Below are 18,184 nucleotides of genomic sequence, written 5' to 3' on the forward strand. Positions count from 1 at the left end.
ATCTGCACCCGCTTGATCGAATCGATGCCCAAATCAGCCTCGACATCCATACCCGGCTCCAACATCTCCACCGGATAACCCGTCTTCTCCGCCACCGCAGCCATCAACGCCTCCATCACCCCAGCGGCAATGGCCGAATCGACGACGGAAACCGGCTCCGGCTCCGGCTCGGCGACAGTCACGGGCTCCGGTTCGGCCGGGGCCACGAAAGCCGGCTCGGGCTCGAGAGCAGTTTCGGGCTCGGGCTCGGGAGCCGGCCCGGGTTCGGTCTCCGCCTGTCCTCGCAACGCGTCCTGTCCCTGCAACGCGTCCAGCAGCAGCCGGGTGGACCGCTCGTGCGCCGCTCCGATCGTCGCGCTCTGCTCCCGTATGAGCCGCAGCGCGGCATCCGTGTCGGGGTGCCCTCCGGCCCGTACGGACTCCTCCAGGGACCGGACCGACGCGTGCACCGTGTCCGCGTGGGCGGTGAGGATCTCCGCCTGAAGGGCCAGCCCGTCGCGTACGACGTCCTCGACCCCGTCGGAGCCACCGGTACCCGCCGCCAGAGCCAACGGCTGCGCAATGGCGTCCCGATACGCCGAACGCCGTTCCTGTGTCACGTAGTTGATGCCGCGCAGCGGGATGTTCATGCCCTTGCGCGCCGGCAGCTCGGCCCGCGGCTCGACGTGGTCGTCGAAGCCGGTCAGGGGCAGCCCGAGGACCGCGAGTTCGATCGCCGCGCGCTTGAGCGAGACCTCGCTGTCCTTGCTGGGCCCGCCGTCCGCCGCGAGGGTCACGACGTCGGTGCGGCCTTCGAGGATGCGGTCGATGAGATCCGTCAGCACCCGCTTGGGGCCGAACTCGACGAAGACGCGGAATCCGTCGGCGTACATCTTCTCGATGCCGGAGACGAAGTCGACCGGTTGGAGCAGCTGGTCCACGAGGGTGCGGCGGTTGGCCGCCGTGTCGCTGCCGTACGCAGAGCCGGGGGTGTTCGCGTACACCGGAACCGTCGGGACGCCCAGCCCCGTCGACTCCACGGCCTGCCGGAACGCGTCCGCGGCATGGGCGACGAAGCCCGTGTGGAACGCGGCGGAGACCGGTAGCCGCTTGGCCGGGATACGGCGGCCCGAGACATCGGCGACCAGGCGGTCGATCTCGTCCGTGGGGCCGCCGACGACGATCTGGCCGGGGGCGTTGATGTTGCAGATGGCCACATTGCGGTATGTGGCGACCAGCCCCTGGACGTCGGAGAGGGAGGCGCGGATCGCGGCCATGGCGCCGGGGTCGAAGTCGGCGGTGGCCTGCTCGGGCGGGGCCATGGCGCGGCCCCGGGCGCGTGCCAGCTGCGCGAACCGGTCGTCGTCCAGTGCCCCGGCCGCCCAGAGCGCGGTGAGTTCGCCGAAGCTGTGGCCGATGACGCCGTCGGCGCGGAAGCCGAGTTCGCTCAGCCAGGCGTATTGGCCGGAGGCGAGCGCGCCGATGGCGGGCTGGGCGAAGTCGGTGCGGCGCAGGGCCGTTTCCTGCTCGCTGCGGGCGGTGTCGGTGAAGGCGGGCGGCGGGAAGACCGTGCGGGCGAGGGTGTCGGGGCCCTCGGTCAGCCGGTTGGCGCGGTCGAACGCGGCCCGTACGGGCGGCAGCGCGACGGCGGCCCGTCGCCCCATGCCGACGTACTGGCTGCCCTGCCCGGCGAACACGGCCGCCGTCTTGACCGACGTGGGCAGGGCCTGGCGCCGGTAGGTGATGCCCTTGGGGTGCTGCCAGGAGTCCGCGTCGGGGCGGGCGCGCAGCAACTCCACTGCCGTGGCGCACAGTTCGGTGAATTCGTCGTCGCTGCGGGCGACGATCCCGATGCGGGCGTCGGACGCGGGGATCCCTCCGGACTCGTCCGGAGCCGCACCGTTCTCGATGCGCAGGGCGAGCGCTTCGGGTCCTGCCGCGTGCCACAGGCCCCAACGGGCCGTCGGGCCGATGGATTTGGCCGCCGAAGGACCTTCCTCGTGTTCCTCCAGCACCATGTGGAAGTTGGTGCCGCCGAAGCCGAAGGAGGAGACGGCGGCTCGGCGTTTGCCGCGTTCCGGGTCCAGCACCCAGGGGCGCGCCTCGGTGTTGACGTAGAACGGTGTGCTCGTGGGGTCGACCGCCTCGCTCGGTGTCTCGACGTTGATGGTCGGCGGGAGGACCTTCTGGTGCAGGGCGAGGGAGAGCTTGATGAGGCTCGCGGCGCCCGCGGCCGCCTTGGTGTGCCCGATCTGCGACTTGACGCTGCCGATGGCGGCGTAGCCGTGGTCGTCGTTTCCGGCCGCGACGACGGAGGAGAGAGCGGACAGTTCGGTGTGGTCGCCGACGGCCGTGCCCGTGCCGTGCGCCTCGAACAGTTCGATGGAGTCGACGGGGACGCCGGCGTCGTCGTAGGCGCGACGGAGGGCGAGCTGCTGGCCCTCGGCGCGCGGGGCGTAGATGCTCTTGAAGCGGCCGTCGCTGGAGGTGCCGATGCCGCGCAGGACGGCGTAGATGCGGTCGCCGTCGCGTTCGGCGTCGGCGAGGCGCTTGAGGGCGAGCATGCCGATGCCCTCGCCGATCAGCGTGCCGTCGGCGGACTCGTCGAAGGGGCGGATCTGCTGGGTCTTCGAGAACGCCGGGGTCTTGCTGAAGCACATGTACATGAGGATCGTGTTCTCGGCGTCGCAGCCGCCGGTGATCATCATGTCGGCGCGGCCCTCGATGAGTTCGCTCACCGCGAGTTTGACGGCCGCGAGGGAGCTGGCGCAGGCGGCGTCGACGGTGCAGTTGGTGCCGCCGAGGTCGAAGCGGTTGGCGATGCGGCCGGCGACGACGTTGCCGAGCATGCCGGGGAAGGAGTTCTCCTCCCACGGGATGTACGCCTTCTTGAACCGGCTCGCGATCTCCTCGGCGTCCGCCTCGCTCAGGCCGACACTGCGTACGACCTCCTTGAGCACGGGGGTCTGCAGACGTGCCGAAAGCGGCTGGGTGAGGGAGTTGGCGCCGGTGATGCCGAGGACGACCCCCGTGCGGGAGGCGTCGTACCAGCTGCCGTTCTCCGCGCCGGCGTCGCGCAGCACGTCGCGCGCCACCGTGAGCGACAGCAGCTGGAGGATGTCGGTGACCTCCAGGGTGTTGGGCGGCAGCCCGAACTCCATGGGGTTGAAGGCGATTTCGGGGAGGAACCCGCCGCGGCGGACATATGTCTTGTCCTCGGCCGCAGGGTCCGGGTCGTAGTAGTCAGCGGTGTTCCAGTGGCTCTCGGGGACGTCCTCGATGCAGTCCTCGGCATCCACGATGTTGTGCCAGAACTCGCGCAGGTCGCGCGACTTGGGGAAGAGGCCCGCCAACCCGACGATCGCGATCGGCGTCTCGGCCAGACGTGAGTAGTGCACGATGGTGGTCCTCTCGGGCTTGCGCGTCGCGCGGGTCGTGTGCGGCGGGTGCGTCAAGTGGTCGGGGGGTTCAGCCGGTTCGCGAACCGGTGGCGAGGAGTGCGGCGAGGGCGTCCGCGGTCTCCGGTTCGTGGAGCATCGTGTAGTGGTCGCCGGGGACGGCCAGTTGCCGCAGCGGGCGGCCGCTGAGGCCGCTCCAGCCGAGGTCGGGGCTGTCGGGCAGGAGCGAGCGCTCCGGTTTGACGACGGTGACCGTGCGGTCGAGCGGGGCGGGCAGATACCCGGCCGTGCACCGGTTGTTGCGGACGAGTCCGGTGTGGAACGCGGTGTACAGCTTGCGCAGTCCCGCCGGTTCGGTGCCGTCCTGCAGCACTCCCTGTTCGACCGCCGCGGTGAGCAGGACGGCCAGGCCGTCCTCCTCGCCGAGACCGTCCAGGGCCGTCGGCTCCAGCGTGAGGCGGCGGCCGCGCTTGGCGCCCAGGTACATCGCGAACCAGGTGAGCAGCATGTCCGGTCGGAGCAGTTCGTCCGGCCGCTGGAAGGCGGGTACGGGTGCGATCGAGTCCAGGACGACGAGGTCCTCGACGCGGTCACCCAGCCCCTGGGCGTCGAGACGGGCGGCGATCTCGTAGGCCACCACTCCCCCGAAGGACCAGCCGGCGAGGGTGAACGGCCGGTCGGTGAGTCCGGCGGCGGTCAGTTCCCCCAGGCAGCGGTGGGCGAGTTCCTGGACGCCGATGACGGACAGGGTCGGGACGAGGGCCGCCGCGAAGTACTCCGGGACGTTCCCCAGGTCGCACAGATGCAGTGCGTGGTCCTCGGGCAGCCGTGCCGCGACCGTCTGCCAGGCGGTGGCGGGCAGCGCACCCGGATGGACGGCGACGACCGGTCGCGCGGCCGGATCCACCGGTGCGAGCGTCGTCAACAGGGGACGGGCAACGCCCGGTTGACGCGGGGTGGCCGTGTCAGGCCGCGGCGACATGACGGTCGCTCTCCTCGGCGATATGCTCGGACAGGGCGGCGATCGTCGGGTGGTACCAGAGCGCCGTGGCCTCGAGTTCGAATCCGAGCCACTTCTCCAGCTCGCCCGCGAGGATCAGCGCCTCCGTCGAGTCGAGGTCGAACTCGTCGAAGTAGCGCTCGACGTCGATCTGCTCCTGGCCGACCCCGAGCCGGATCGCGAGCTTCTCGACCAGCCAGGCCCGGGCTTCTTCGGCGGTGACACGCTGCATTGGGATTCCCCTTGTCCGTTCGTGCTGTGCGGTTCAGTGACGGGTCTTGATCTCGCGGGCGACGGCTTCGGCCGCCTTGCGCCCGGAGACGAATCCGGCCTCGTGGGAGCCGATGAGGTCGACGCCGATGCGCGGCGCGTGGAAGTAGGAGCCGGCCAGCTTGATACGGCCGCCGGGGGCGTTGACGTCGTAGATGGTGCGCTGCATGGCGCGCACCTCCAGGTCGATGACCGGGTGGGTGAACGGCAGTTCACGGACGACGAGTTCGTCGCGCGGGACGATCGGCGAGTCGAGGGTGACGAAGTAGTCCTGCTCGGCGGTGAAGCCCTGCAGGGAGTTCATGTAGTAGGCGACCCAGGTGCGGGGGCGGCCGTCCACGGTCTTCAGTCCGTAGTTCCAGCTCTGCCAGCGGTCCCGGTTCGGCGGCATGCTCGACGGGTCGGTGTGCAGGATGGCCCGGGTGGCGCTGTAGCGGACCTTGCCGAGGATCTCCGCCTGGAGCGGGGTGGGTTGCTCCAGTACGGCGAGGGTCTGGTCGGCGTGCGCGGCGAGGACGGCGTAGTCGTAGCGCTCCTCGCCGGCGGCGGTGCCGACGACGACGCCGTCCCCGTCCTCCCGTACGCGGGTCACCTCGGCGCCGGTGCGGACCTTGCCGTTGACGCCTGCGACGACGCGGCGGACGTACTCGATGCTGCCGCCCGACACGGTCTTCCAGGCCACCGAGCGGCCGCCGAGGCCGCCGGGGTCGTGGGACATGAAGAAGGCGATCACCGTGGTCGCGGGCATCTCCCAGATCAGCTCGGCGGGCACCGACCAGACCGCGGTGGCGAGCAGGACGACGTAGCCGTACTTGAAGGCGTCGCTGTAGCCGCCGCGGTCCAGGTAGTCGCCGAGGGAGAGGTCGGTGCGTTTGCGCAGGAAGTCCTTCGGGGCCTCGCGGTGGAAGCGTTCGGCGTCCCGCCACAGGGGAAGGAAGTCGGCCGGGTAGCGGGCGGCGATCTCGTCCTCGGAGAGTTCGAACTCGGCGGTTCCGTAGTCGAGTCCGCGGTCGAGGTCGAAGAAGTCGAAGCCGCCGGTGTGGTCGAGGGCCCGCGCGCCGAGCTGCTCGAAGAAGGCGGTGAGTTCGGGGTAGGTGCGTGCGTTGAAGACCACGAAGGCCGTGTCGACGCCGATGGTGCGGCCGCCCTCGTCGACCTCCACGGTGTGGGCGTGGCCGCCGGGGCGGTCCTGGCTCTCGTACACGGTGACTTCGACGTCGTCCGGCAGGTGGTGGGCGGCGGAGAGTCCGGAGATCCCGGCTCCGACGACAGCGACACGGGTGGTCATGGCAGGGCTGCACCTCGGCTCGAACAGTTCTCGGGAACGGTCACGGTGAGGCGCAGAGGGCTGATACCTCTGAAAGGGGTCGCGGTCCGCGAGTTGCTCGGCGGACGGCGCACAAGCACCGTAGGCCGGGCCGGAAAACGGGGTCAATCGGCCCATCGGCGCCCGGATTTCCGCTATCGAAGGCTCCGATGGAGAGCGTTGCGGACTGTCCGGATCCGGTCGTACGGGGCTCCGTGGGCGTGACTGCGCTACGGGCGCCGTGGGCACAACTGCACGCAGTGCGGCCGCATTCACCCCTGCGGGGGTGTACGGAATGCGGCGTTCACGGACTCTTATGAATGACCGACTGAACTGACCGCCTGCTCCTGCACGGCCTTCCCGACCGCTCAGCCGAGGAGACCTTTCATGCCGACGATTCCCTGGATGCCCGGCTCCGCCAAGGACGGCACCGAGCCCGCCGGGCCGCCGCTGGTCATGGCCTCCCGGCTGGAGCTGCGCTCGCTGCTGGGCGTGCCCAGGTTCTTCCTGCTGTCCCTGGTGATATTCCAGCAGGTCCGCCGCTCGCCGGGGCTGCTGGGCGCCTCGCTGAAGGCGGAGCCGCTGAAGAGGACGTTCTGGACGCTGTCGGCGTGGCGCGACCAGGAGGCGCTGAACGCCTTCTCCGGGACCGATCCGCACGCGCGGAGCGTGCGCGGGCTGCGTCCCGGGATGAAGGGCTCGGTGTTCGTGTTCTGGAACACCGAGCGCGAGCAGCTGCCGATCACCTGGGACGAGGCGCAGCGACGGCTGGCCGAGCAGGCCGAGCGGGAAGCACAGGCGACATGAGCGCGGGAGCTCCGCTGAACACGGGCACGTCACTGACAACAGGCGCACCGCCCACGCCAGTTGTCCCGCACGGCCGCCTGGTCCTGCTGGCCGCCTGTCTCGGCCTGTTCATGTCGTTCATCGAGGTGACCGCGGCCATCTCCACACTGCGGGCGCTCCAGGTCGACATGCAGGTGGCGCCCGCCGACCTGAGCTGGGTGTCCAGCACGTACACGCTCGTGGTCGCGGCCTGCGTCCTGTCGGGCGGGGCGCTGGGCGAACGGTTCGGGCGACGCCGGGTGTTCCTCACCGGCACGGTCCTGATCGCGGCGGGCTCACTGGTGGTGGCGTCGGCACAGAGCTATCCGCAGGTCCTGATAGGGCGCGGCATCAGCGGACTGGGCGGCGCCCTGGTCCTGCCCACCTCCCTCGCCCTGATCACGACCACCTTCTTCGTCGACCTGCCGCGCATGCTGCGTTACATAGCCGTGTGGGTGTCGGTCTCGGGCGTCGGTCTGGCCGTCGGTCCGTTGCTGGGCGGCACCCTGCTGCAGACGTGGAACTGGCGGGCGGTCTACCTGGTGAACACACCACTCGCGGTGATCACCATCGCGGTGACGCTGCGCGCGGTCGCCGAGTCCCGGGTACCGGACCGGCCCCTCGACCTGCCCGGCCAGTTCTGGGCCGTGCTCGGCCTGTCCACGCTGGTCTACGGCATAGCAGTGGGCGGCCGTTCCGGCTACGACGACCCGGTGGTGGTCACCGTGCTCGCGGTGGCCGCGGTCTCCCTCACGGCGCTGGTCCTCACCGAGCGCCGCAGGGCGGTGCCGATGCTGGACGTCCGCATGATGGCCAACGCCCGCTACACGGCGGCGTTGTGCGTCGCGGCGGCCGCCCTGTTCGTGTTCGTCGGTGTGGTCTTCCTCGAGGTGCTCTTCCTCCAACGGGTCCGCGCCTTCGGCCCCTTGGACACGGGCATACGGCTGCTGCCCGCGATGCTCGCGTTCGTCGCGGCGACGGCCACGGCGCAGCGCCTGGCGGGACGGGTCCGCGCGGGCCGGCTGCTGGCGGCGGGCTCGCTCGTCACCACGGCCGCCGCTCTGGTCCTGCTGGGCCAGCAGCCGGACGGTTCCTATGCGGTCACCGCGCTGGGACTGGTGCTCGCCGGGCTGGGCAGCGGCCTGGTGGTCGCCCCGTCCACGGCGGCCGCCTTCGAGGTGGTCGAGGGCCCGCAGATGAGCGCGGCCTCCTCGGCCGTGACGGCCTTCCGTCAGGTCGGCTCGGTCCTGGCGACGGCGATACTCGGCGCCGTCCTCGCCGTCCGCTTCCTCGGCACCCTCCCCGACCGCCTCGCCGCACACCATCTGCCGGCGCCGGTGATCGACCAGGTCGTCTCGGTGGCCCGCAGCGGCGGCAGGTCCACCGGCCGCTCGTCACCGCAGGTCACGGGCGCGGTCGGGGACGCGTTCACAGCGGGCGTGCACAGTGCGCTGTGGGTGGTGGCGGGGGTGTCGTTCGGCGCGGCGGTCCTGGCCTGGACGCTGCTGGCCCGTCGCCTCCCGAAGGCGGCCACAACACGAGAGTGACACCGTTTCGGCTGCTACTGCGAGGTCCATTTCGCCATCCGGGTGTCGTTCAGCACCGAGATCACCCGCTCGCAGTGGGTGATGAAGTCGCCCTCGGCTGCCGGACCGGCGGCGTGGCGTCGGCATACCACCACTCGACGTCCCCTCCAGGTCAGCGGCCGTGAAGGTGAATTGCGCCTGCTGATGGCTGTAGTTGGCGGCCATGCCGTGTGCGGTGATCGCCGCGCCGGCGGTGGTGGCGACGGCCACCCACGCAGCCGCCTGCCCCACCTCGAACGTCCCGGCCGGAGCACCCAGCAGCACTCCGAGTGCTCCCGGCCCGGCCTCCGCCCGGCGCACGAGGGCGATACGGCGGCCCATGGCCCGCGCCCGGGACAGGTGGGAGCCGGTGATCTGCGGCCGCACGCAGAGGGTGATGTACGTATCGCCGTCCGACACCGCGGCGGCCGCCGCTGGACGGGGGCAATGCCCACGGTGCCGGGGAGAAGATGCGCGGCCTCCTCACGCAGTTGCCTGAGGCGCTTCTGCAGGGCGAGTCGGGCATCCGGCCCCCGATACGGCGTCACCCCCGCAAGCCGGACGCGGGTTTCGCTCTTGAAGGACTCGCTGGTCACTCGTAGGCGTGTCCAGTCGCGTACGGCGCCGGGTCCGGGGTACCGGGCGACGATCGGCACCAGGCCGGTGGCGCAGGCGGCACCGAAGGCAAGTGCCTTGCCCAGGCCCGTGTGCCGGCCGATGGTCTGGGAGGCCGTACCGAGAAGCGCCGCGGTACCGAGAACCGCGGCGGCGAGACCGAGCGCGAGACTCAAGGCCCGCGCCCGGTCGATGCCGACCTTGGCCCGGTCCGCCGCCTGGGACCAGACGCAGCTGCTGGTCCCAGGCCCACTGTGCGGCGGGCTCGCCCGCTCGTTGGGTCGCCATGTCAATAGCCGGCAGCGGGAGCGTGAGGCGGGGCACCCTGCCCTGACGGCAGGGCGGGGCAGGTACGTTCGTAGCGCCGTCCCGGCACGAACTCCTGCCACTCGGCTGCGGTGAGGTTGCGGTGGACGAGCCTGCACCCGTACTCGAGCCAGGACTTGAAGCCCGGGTTCCAGACGCGTGCGGTGTCGTCGGCGCCGCCCGAGGCGACGGACCCGCCGTCGGGACTGAACGCCACGGAGTACACCTCGCCCCGGTGGCCCGTGAGCACGAGACCGGACGGGCGTTCCGTGCGCACGTCCCACATGCGTACGGTGCCGTCGTCCCCGGCGCCGGCGAGCAGGCGCCCGTCGGGGCTGAAGGCGACGTCCTCCACTCCGGCGGTGAAGCCGGTGAGCGCCTTGTCGTGCTGCCGGTGGGCCGCCACGTCCCACATCCGCACCGTGTGGTCGAGGCTCGCCGTCGCGAGCAGCTTGCCGTCCGGGCTGAAGGCCACCTCCTGAATCGCGTTGGTGTGGCCCTTGAGCGGGGCGCCGACGACGGCGCGCCTGGCCACGTCCCAGAGCCGAACGGTCTGGTCGTCACTTACCGTGGCCAGCAGACGGCCGTCAGGGCTGAAGGCGACGCCGTTCACCACTTCGCCGTGCCCGCTCAGCGGCGCGCCGACTCCATGCCCGCTGTCGACCGACCACAAGCGGATCTTGGCGTCGGCGCCCGCGGTGGCGAGGAGACCGCTGTCAGGGCTGAACGCGACATCCATCACTCCCTCGTGGTGCGCGGCGATGATCCGAAGGCGAGGTCTGCCGGACCGCAGACCCCACAAACGAATGGTGTCGTCCTCACCCGCGGTGGCGAGCAGGCTGCCGTCGGGGCTGAAGACCGCCCGGTAGACCGCGCCTTGATGGCCACGCAGAGTACGGGCCGCGGATGTGATGGTGCCGACGCGCCACAGGCGCACGGTGCCGTCCTCGCCCGCAGTGGCGAGGAATCGCCCGTCGGGGCTCAACTCGACGCCGTTGACGTCGCCTTGGTGACCGAAGAAGGGTTGACTGATCGAGTATGTCGGGACGACCTGCCAGATCCGGGCGGTGCGGTCCCAGCTGGTCGTGGCGATTTTCCTGCCGTCCGGGCTGAACACCACCTGGTTGACGAGGTTCGTGTGCCCGGTGATCGGCAGGCCCTGCTGTGTTCCGGTCCGGGCGTCGTACAGCCGGACCGTGCTGTCGTCGCCCGCGGTGGCGAGCAGTCGGCCATCGGGGCTGAAGGTGACCGCCCAGAGGTCGCGCCCGTGCGCGTCGATGTGCCATCTCCGTGGCTTGCCACTGGTCGTGTCCCACACCTGGGCGATTCCGTCAGCGCTCACCGTGGCGATGCTTCTGCCGTCGGGCCCGAAGGCGACCCGCCTCAGCCGGTCGCTGTGCCCTCGAAAAGTCCGCAGCAGATGCGGGGTGCCCGGCCCGACGCTCCACAGTCGGGCGGTCGTGTCCCAGCTGGAGGTGGCGAGTCGGCGACCGTCCGGGCTGAAGGCCAGGCCGGTCACGCCGTCTTCGTGTCCTTTGAGGACGGCCCGCAGGCGCATGCCGCGTACATCCCACAGCCTGACCGTGCCGTCCAGGCCTCCCGAGGCCAGGACTCGTCCGCCACGGTCGAAGGCGACATCTCGCACTCCGTCCGCGTCTCCTCTCACGACGGACAGCTGCCGCCGGGTCGTCACGTCCCACACACGTAGCGTGCCATCCAGGCTGCCGGTGGCGAGCAACCGGCCTGTCGGGTCGAACTCGACGTCCATGACGGCACCTTGATGGCCCGTCATGGTTTTGCCCACCGGAGTTCCGGTGGTCGCATTCCACAGGCGTACGGTGCGATCCCAGCCGCAGGTGGCGAGCAGTCGGCCATCGGGGCTGAAGGCCGCACCCTGGACCTGGTCGGGATGAGGCAGGAGGGTCGACGCGTGGGTGAACCTGGACAGCCCCGTGATCAGCCCTGAGGGCGGCTGGGGCCTGGGCCGGTCGCCGTGAGCCGCACTCAGACTCTGCAAGCCCACCAGAATGGCGACATCCGGCGCGGCGCCGACCAACTGGTCCGACTCCGAGCTGAGCTTTCCGGCCAGGGCCAGCCGGGCACGGGACTGCGCGCGGGCGTTGCTGACGTAGGCCAGCGCAGTGGCGAGAACGGTCAGCACCAGCAGCACGGCCAGTCCGGCAGCCAATCCCCGCAGACGGCGATTGGAGCGCTTCGCCGCCGCGAGCTCGTTCACCGCGTGTGCTCGGCTGGAGGCCAGGAACTGACGTTCCAGAGGCCCGAGTTCGCCGGGGTGCCTGGTGGACCAGTCGTCGAACGTCTCCAGCCTGCCTCCGCGCAGCAGATACGACTCGTCCTGCTCCCCACGTTCCCAGTCGGCCGCAAGCCGTTCCAGGTCGGAGCGCATGCGCAGAACGTTGCGGGACTCCTCGATGCTCCGGCGCAGTGGGTCCCATTGACGCAGCAGGGCCTCATGAGCCACCTCGACCGACGTGCCTTCCCCTACGCCGCCGTCGCGGACGAGCAACCGGGCCTCCACAAAGGCGTCCACCACGTCCCGTTCGGCCGCTTCGAGGGCGTCATAGCGCACGCGTCTGCCGGTCGGGGGCCGATCACCCTCCACCGCGGCGAACTTGAGCAGGGTCGGCAGTACGGTGCCCGCTCTGCCTCGCTCGTCCAGTTCCCGGCGGATGCCGTCCGCACTGCCCCGTAACGCGCCTACGACGCCGCCGAGCCGTTCGTAGTCGGCGAGGCGCACGGTGCCACCGCTGCCCACTCGGACGTAGATCTCGCTCAGGGTGTAGGCCAGCAGGGGCAACGCGTCACCCCCGGTCGTCTCCGCCACCATGCGGGTGACGAGACCGGCCTCGAAAGTGAGCCCGGCTTGCTGAGCCGGGCGTTCGATGACCTCGGACAGCCGGTTCTGGCTGAGTGGCTGGACGACAAGGGTGTCGTCGATCGCCTCAGTGATTCCGGCCCGTTCGGGGCTCGTGGTCAGGAACTCCGAGCGCACGGTCGCCAACACCCACAGCGGGCTGTCCGGCCCGAGGGCATCGTCCAAGAGCCGGATGAAGGAATGCTGCTCGGCGATCCCGGTACGGCTGAGGAGTTGCTCTGCCTGGTCGATGACGACGAGCACGCTCCGGGGTTCGCCGGCCGCAGGGGCGGGCCGGGCGAGTTCGGTACACAGTTCCGCGAGGCCTTGGGACCCTTGTGCCAGGGTCCGTGAGAGATCCTCGCCGGAGCGTGGATCACCCTGATCCGCGAAGGCGCGTCCCAGTTCGGCGACGAGCGTGGCGGTGGGGCGCATCCCGGGCTGGAACGGCGGTACGACCACCCATCGGTTGGCCTGCCGTCGGAGCCGGGGCAGGACGCCGGCGTGCACCAGGGACGACTTGCCACTGCCGGACGGGCCGACGACCGCCACGAAGCGGCCGCCGGCGTAGCGCATGACCGGGTCCAGCAGTTGGAGAAGCCGTGTGGTCTCCTTCTCCCGCCCGAAGAACACGGCTGCGTCGTCGGCCGAGAACGCCTTGAGCCCCGGATAGGGAGGCCGGGTCGGATCACGGGCGAAGGAGGCGGTGGTGGTGACTCCAGCACGCCTGAGGCCTTCCAGGATCCGGGCGAAAACGGGTTCTTCCTGCCTCAGGTCGACCCACTGCACATCGTCGAGGATCCCGGGACGTGGCGCATCGTCGAGCCGTACGGGGACCACGGGCCGCCCCGCCCGGCGGGCATGAGTCAACTCGGCGAAACACCAGTGGGATTCGGCCGAGGCTGCGCTCGCCAGGTAGATCACGGCGTCGGCCCGTGCGAGCTGTGTGTACAGCTCACGTTCCCAGAGGTGGCCGGCCGGAATACCCGCGTCGGGATCGACGTCGAGAAACAGGCCCTCGAATCCGACCGACTTGAGCCAGCCGGCCAGCCTCTGTGCCACGGCACGGTCCTGGCTGCTGTGGCTGATGAAGAGATATCCCATGTCAGGGCGCGGGAGTTGACGCCGTCGGGTAGGGCAGGCGTTGCAGGTACCACTTCTCGCCCTGGTCCGACGTCGCCAGGACGGTCTTGTCCAGGTCCGCGTGCCGCACCTTGTTGTTGTCCTTGTAGGTGCACACATAGTCCTTGGTCTCCCGCGCGGTGGCGCCGGACTTCAGCGCGCAGGTGAAACTGGACGGCGCCGCGAGATATTTCCAGCCCTTGTCGTCCCATCCGCTGCCCACGTCAGCGTTCCGCTCCACCATCTGGGAGAAGAACTTCGGCTCACCATTGGGCCCTGCCCGACACACCCAATCCTCGATGGTCAGGCGACCTGCTTTTTCGACGTAGTAGCAGTCGAATCGATCAGACGGGATGTAGTCCGCAACGAAGGACGCGAACGATTCGTTCTTCTTCGGTTTCTTACGCTTCGCGGACGCATCCGCCGCGGTCATGAACACCAAGGCTCCGACCAGCGCGGTCACCAGCAGCCCCAGGAGAACGGAGTTTCGCCTCCGTAAGCGGTTGATTAACAATTCAATCCCTCTCGGGACGTAATGAAGAGTTGAGGTCAGCACCTCGCTTCAACGCGCCAAAGTTTCACGGCAGGCCCCAGGCCCCCCTCCGAGTGCCTCCAGCGCCAGAATTCGAACTCGTTCACGAGCTGCGCGTGCAGACGAGCCGAATAGACCCAATTCAAGCGCCCCGAGATTACTCGGCCCGAATATTTGCCGTCAACCCGGAATAAATGCTTTCTGTTTCGTTGCGGGAGTGCCACTCGAACCCACCCACGCCCCAACTCGAAACCCCAACTCCACACCCCCGTCCGCCCGATGCCCGTCACCGTCCGTGTGGCCCATCTCTCTCGACGTGCATATCGCCAGGTCACAGGCCATGCGCGGCCTGCCCGACCGCCCCAACAGCCCTCCCGAGTGGCCGATCGGCTGCCCCGAACCTAACGTCGTACTAAAATTTCCGGCTTGTTACGGAAGCTGGAGGAGGACAACCCCAGGCAGACCTGCGGGCCCGCCAGCGCCCCGGAGGCTTCCGGGATCGAGACGCGAGGACCGATGGCAGCCATACACGAGAGCAACGCTCTCGGCCTGCTCGACGATGAGCTCAGCGCTGAGATCCACCAGCAGTTCGGCGACACGGCGCGTTTTTCGGGAGGTCAGGCGGCCTCTCCGCGCACGCTCGTCGACATCTTCGACGCATCTGTGCGGTCGTACCCGGACGAGCTCGCCCTGGACGACGGCACGACGCGGCTCACCTACCGTGCGCTGGCCGCCGAGGTGGAGCAGCTGCGGCGCGGGCTCGCCGCCGCCGGCGTCGGCCTCGGCGACCGCGTGGGCGTCCGGGTTCCCTCCGGCACCAACGACCTCTACGTCGCCATCCTGGCCGTCCTGGCCGCCGGTGCCGCATACGTTCCCGTGGACGCCGAGGACCCGGACGAGCGGGCCGAGCTGGTCTTCGGCGAGGCGGACGTCCGCGCCGTCATCGGCGCGGAGCATGCACTCACCGTCACCGGGCGCAGCGACGTCCCCGCCGCCCGGCCCGGTGTCGAGCACGACGCGTGGATCATCTTCACGTCCGGTTCCACCGGGAAGCCCAAGGGCGTCGCGGTCAGCCACCGCAGTGCCGCCGCGTTCGTGGACGCCGAGGCCGCGCTGTTCCTCACCGACGACCCGATCGGCCCCGGTGACAGGGTCATGGCGGGCCTGTCGGTCGCCTTCGACGCGTCCTGCGAGGAGATGTGGCTGGCGTGGCGCTACGGCGCCTGTCTGGTGCCCGTACCCCGGTCGCAGGTCCGCAGCGGCGCCGACCTGGGCCCCTGGCTGGTCGAGCAGGAGATCACCGTGGTGTCCACGGTCCCGACGCTCGCCGCCCTGTGGGAGCCCGAGACCCTCAACGACGTCCGTCTGCTGATCTTCGGCGGGGAGGCCTGTCCGCCCGAGCTGGTGCAGCGGCTGGTGACGGAGGGGCGCGAGGTCTGGAACACCTACGGGCCGACCGAGGCCACCGTCGTCGCGTGTGCCTCGCTCATGTCCGGTGAGGAGCCGATCCGTATCGGGCTGCCGCTCGACGGCTGGGAGCTGGCCGTCGTCGACGAGGCCGGGGAGCTCGTGCCGATGGGCGGCAGCGGTCAGCTGGTGATCGGCGGCGTCGGACTCGCGCGGTATCTCGACGCCGAGAAGGACGCGGAGAAGTACGCGCCGCTTCAGTCCCTGGGCTGGGAGCGGGCCTACCGCAGCGGCGACCTGGTGAAGGCCGAGCCGGAGGGGCTGGTCTTCCTCGGGCGGGCCGACGAGCAGATCAAGCTCGGCGGGCGCCGCATCGAGCTCGGCGAGGTGGACGCGGCACTGCAGGCGCTGCCCGGTGTCGCGGGTGCGGCAGCCGCGGTGCGTACCGCGCGCAGCGGCAACCAGCTCCTCGTCGGCTACATCGTCACCCAGGACGGCTGGGACCAGGCGGCCGCCGTCGAGAAGCTGCGCGCCGAGCTGCCCGCCGCCCTCGTGCCGCTGCTGGCGCCCGTGGAGGACCTCCCGACCCGCACCAGCGGCAAGGTGGACCGCAACGCGCTGCCCTGGCCCCTGGAGGGCCTGGAGACCGGCGGTCCGGCCGAGCAGCTCTACGGCACCGAGGCATGGCTGGCCGAGCAGTGGACGGAAGTCCTCGGCATCCCGGTCAGCAGTGCCCGCGACGACTTCTTCGCGATCGGCGGCAGCAGCCTGGCCGCAGCCCAGCTGACGACGAAGCTGCGCACCCGCTACCCGAGCGCCGCCGTCCTCGACATCTACCAGCAGCCCACCCTGCGCAAGCTGGCCCGCCACCTGGAGAAGTCGGCGCAGGACGACGGCGGCCGGCGCACGATCGCCCCGGTGCCGACCCGCGCCAAGGTGATCCAGCTGCTGCTGCTCCTGCCGCTGTTCACCCTGCTCGGCCTGCGCTGGACGGTGGCCCTGGCCGCGGCCGGGAACCTGCTGCCCGCCTACTCCTGGCTGCCGACCGCACCCTGGTGGCTGATCGCGGCCGGCGCGATGCTGCTGTTCAGCCCGCCCGGCAGGCTCGCGATCGCCGCGGGCGGCGCGCGACTGCTGCTCCGGGGCGTCGAACCCGGCCGCTATCCGCGCGGCGGCAGCCTCCACCTGCGCCTGTGGACCGCCGAGCGGCTGGCCGAGTTCAGCGGGGCGACCTCGCTGACCGGCTCCTGGCTGGAGCGGTACGCACGGGCGCTGGGCGCCAAGATCGGCCAGGACGTCGACCTGCACTCGCTGCCGCCGGTCACCGGCCTGCTCAAGCTGGGCCGGGGCGCCGCCGTCGAGTCCGAGGTCGACCTGTCGGGATGGTGGCTGGACGGCGACCGTCTGGAGATCGGCCAGGTCAAGGTGGGTGCGCACGCCACCGTCGGCACCCGCAGCATGCTCTTCCCGGGCGCCCGCGTCGGCAAGCGCGCCGAGGTGGCCCCCGGCTCGGCCGTCACCGGCCAGATCCCCACCGGTCAGCGCTGGGCGGGCGCGCCCGCGGTCAAGCTCGGCAAGGCCAAGCGCAACTGGCCCAAGGAGCGCCCGCAGCGCGGCACGTACTGGCGCGTGATGTACGGCCTGACCGGCCTCGTGCTCTCCGCGCTGCCGCTGCTGGCGGGCGGCGCCGCGTTCCTCGTGGCGTACGCCTTCATCGACGCGGACGCGCCCCTGCGCGGTGCCGCGCTCGCCCTCGTCCCCGCCACGCTGGCGTTCGGGCTGGCGTACGCGCTGCTGATCCTCATCGGCGTAAGGCTGCTGAGCCTCGGCCTGCGCGAGGGCACGCACCCCACGCACAGCCGCATCGGCTGGCAGGCCTGGACGGTCACGCAGCTGATGGACCGCTCCCGGGAGACGCTGTTCCCGCTGTACGCCGGGCTGGTCACGCCGGTGTGGCTGCGGCTGCTCGGGATGCGCATCGGGCGGGGTGCCGAGGTGTCGACGGTGCTCGCGCTGCCGAGCCTGACGACGGTCGGCGAGGGCGCGTTCCTGGCCGACGACACGTTGACCGCGCCGTACGAGCTCGGTGGCGGCTGGATGCGGATCGGGCGCGCGGAGATCGGGCGGCGGGCGTTCCTCGGGAACTCGGGGATGACCGCGCCGGGGCGGAGCGTGCCGGACGGCGGGCTGGTCGGCGTACTGTCCGCCACCCCGAAGAAGGCGAAGAAGGGCAGCTCCTATCTGGGGCTGCCGCCGGTGAAGCTGCCGCGGAGCGCCGAGACGGGCGACCAGAGCCTGACGTACGACCCGCCGGCCCGGCTGCTGTGGGCACGCGGGCTGGTCGAGCTGTTCCGGATCGTGCCGGTGTTCTGCTCCGCGGCGCTGGCCGTGCTGACGGTGGCGGCGCTGTGCCTGCTCGGGCCCTGGGCTCCCCTGCTGTCCGGTCTGGTGCTGCTCACCACGGGTGCCGCGGCCGCTGTGGTGTCGTTCGTCGCCAAGTGGCTGCTCGTCGGCCGGCACCGCACCGGGGAGCACCCGCTGTGGAGCGGCTTCGTGTGGCGCAACGAGCTCGCGGACACGTTCGTCGAGGTCGTGGCCGTGCCCTGGCTGGCCGGTTCGGTGCCCGGGACGCCGCTGATGACCGCGTGGCTGCGCGGTCTGGGCGCCAAGATCGGCAAGGGCGTGTGGGTGGAGAGCTACTGGCTGCCCGAGACCGACCTGGTGACCCTGGAGGACGCGGCCACCGTGAACCGCGGGTGCGTCCTGCAGACGCACCTCTTCCACGACCGGATCTTGCGGACGGATACTGTTGTACTCCGTGAGGGCGCCACGCTGGGCCCTGGCGGGATCGTGCTGCCCGGCAGCACGATCGGGGCCCGCACCACGCTGGGTCCCGCGTCGCTCGTCATGGCCGCGGAGTCCGTCCCGGACGACACCCGTTGGCTGGGCAACCCGATCGAGGCATGGCGTCCCTGAGCGCGGGC

Annotated in this window: 9 protein-coding genes and 2 pseudogenes; 3 read left to right on the forward strand and 8 right to left on the reverse strand. The window is 70.7% G+C overall.

Annotated elements, in window-relative coordinates; translation table 11 throughout:
• The 4 genes from IH68_RS0140145 to IH68_RS0140160 all read right to left on the reverse strand — a co-directional run.
• A partial coding sequence (locus IH68_RS0140145; RefSeq protein ID WP_234341754.1) for a type I polyketide synthase occupies positions 1-3,377 on the reverse strand: 3,377 nt, incomplete at its 3' end.
• A gap of 70 nt (positions 3,378-3,447) precedes the next feature.
• Positions 3,448-4,359, reverse strand: coding sequence for a thioesterase domain-containing protein (locus IH68_RS0140150; RefSeq protein WP_051833972.1), 912 nt, complete (start codon positions 4,357-4,359; stop codon positions 3,448-3,450).
• The gene (locus tag IH68_RS0140155) at positions 4,343-4,609 is read right to left on the reverse strand and encodes an acyl carrier protein (RefSeq protein WP_030946039.1); all 267 of its coding nucleotides are present in this window, start codon (positions 4,607-4,609) and stop codon (positions 4,343-4,345) included. The genes IH68_RS0140150 and IH68_RS0140155 overlap by 17 nt, the downstream gene beginning before the upstream one ends.
• 33 nt (positions 4,610-4,642) lie before the next feature.
• Positions 4,643-5,935: an NAD(P)/FAD-dependent oxidoreductase gene (locus tag IH68_RS0140160; RefSeq protein ID WP_037886064.1), complete on the reverse strand. Its 1,293-nt coding sequence runs from the start codon at positions 5,933-5,935 to the stop codon at positions 4,643-4,645.
• 405 nt (positions 5,936-6,340) lie between these two features.
• Here IH68_RS0140160 and IH68_RS58625 point away from each other — a divergent pair, with 405 nt between their 5' ends.
• Positions 6,341-6,760, forward strand: coding sequence for a hypothetical protein (locus IH68_RS58625; RefSeq protein WP_030946045.1), 420 nt, complete (start codon positions 6,341-6,343; stop codon positions 6,758-6,760).
• Positions 6,757-8,325 carry an MFS transporter gene (locus IH68_RS0140170; protein WP_051833973.1) on the forward strand — a complete coding sequence of 523 codons (1,569 nt, stop codon included), beginning with the start codon at positions 6,757-6,759 and terminating at the stop codon, positions 8,323-8,325. The genes IH68_RS58625 and IH68_RS0140170 overlap by 4 nt, the downstream gene beginning before the upstream one ends.
• 153 nt (positions 8,326-8,478) lie before the next feature.
• Here the strand turns inward: IH68_RS0140170 and IH68_RS59970 are convergent.
• The 4 genes and pseudogenes from IH68_RS59970 to IH68_RS56710 form a co-directional block, all read right to left on the reverse strand.
• Positions 8,479-8,763 (reverse strand): annotated as a pseudogene (locus IH68_RS59970) (DUF4231 domain-containing protein); the annotation flags it as partial.
• 113 nt (positions 8,764-8,876) lie between these two features.
• Positions 8,877-9,347: pseudogene (locus IH68_RS59975) on the reverse strand (DUF4231 domain-containing protein); the annotation flags it as partial.
• Positions 9,248-13,243 carry a TIR domain-containing protein gene (locus IH68_RS0140180; RefSeq protein WP_030946050.1) on the reverse strand — a complete coding sequence of 1,332 codons (3,996 nt, stop codon included), beginning with the start codon at positions 13,241-13,243 and terminating at the stop codon, positions 9,248-9,250. The gene IH68_RS0140180 and the pseudogene IH68_RS59975, both read right to left, overlap by 100 nt.
• A gap of 1 nt (position 13,244) precedes the next feature.
• A complete protein-coding gene (locus IH68_RS56710; protein ID WP_030946053.1) occupies positions 13,245-13,724 on the reverse strand; it encodes a hypothetical protein in 480 nt (159 codons plus the stop codon).
• Between the two features lie 585 nt (positions 13,725-14,309).
• On the opposite strand from IH68_RS56710, the gene IH68_RS0140190 reads away from it, so the two are divergent.
• On the forward strand, positions 14,310-18,176 hold the full coding sequence (locus IH68_RS0140190; RefSeq protein ID WP_030946056.1) for a Pls/PosA family non-ribosomal peptide synthetase: 3,867 nt from the start codon (positions 14,310-14,312) through the stop codon (positions 18,174-18,176).
• Positions 18,177-18,184 lie beyond the last annotated feature (8 nt).

This window comes from Streptomyces sp. NRRL S-646, assembly GCF_000720765.1.
In the GTDB taxonomy this organism is placed as follows: domain Bacteria; phylum Actinomycetota; class Actinomycetes; order Streptomycetales; family Streptomycetaceae; genus Streptomyces.

What these genes read in the sequence shown, in the direction of transcription:
- IH68_RS0140190 (WP_030946056.1), top strand. Translation starts at nt 14,310, where the DNA reads ATGGCAGCCATACACGAGAGCAACGCTCTCGGCCTGCTCGACGATGAG.
- IH68_RS58625 (WP_030946045.1), top strand. Translation starts at nt 6,341, where the DNA reads ATGCCGACGATTCCCTGGATGCCCGGCTCCGCCAAGGACGGCACCGAG.
- IH68_RS0140150 (WP_051833972.1), bottom strand. Translation starts at nt 4,359, where the DNA reads ATGTCGCCGCGGCCTGACACGGCCACCCCGCGTCAACCGGGCGTTGCC.
- IH68_RS0140180 (WP_030946050.1), bottom strand. Translation starts at nt 13,243, where the DNA reads ATGGGATATCTCTTCATCAGCCACAGCAGCCAGGACCGTGCCGTGGCA.
- IH68_RS0140170 (WP_051833973.1), top strand. Translation starts at nt 6,757, where the DNA reads ATGAGCGCGGGAGCTCCGCTGAACACGGGCACGTCACTGACAACAGGC.
- IH68_RS0140155 (WP_030946039.1), bottom strand. Translation starts at nt 4,609, where the DNA reads ATGCAGCGTGTCACCGCCGAAGAAGCCCGGGCCTGGCTGGTCGAGAAG.
- IH68_RS0140160 (WP_037886064.1), bottom strand. Translation starts at nt 5,935, where the DNA reads ATGACCACCCGTGTCGCTGTCGTCGGAGCCGGGATCTCCGGACTCTCC.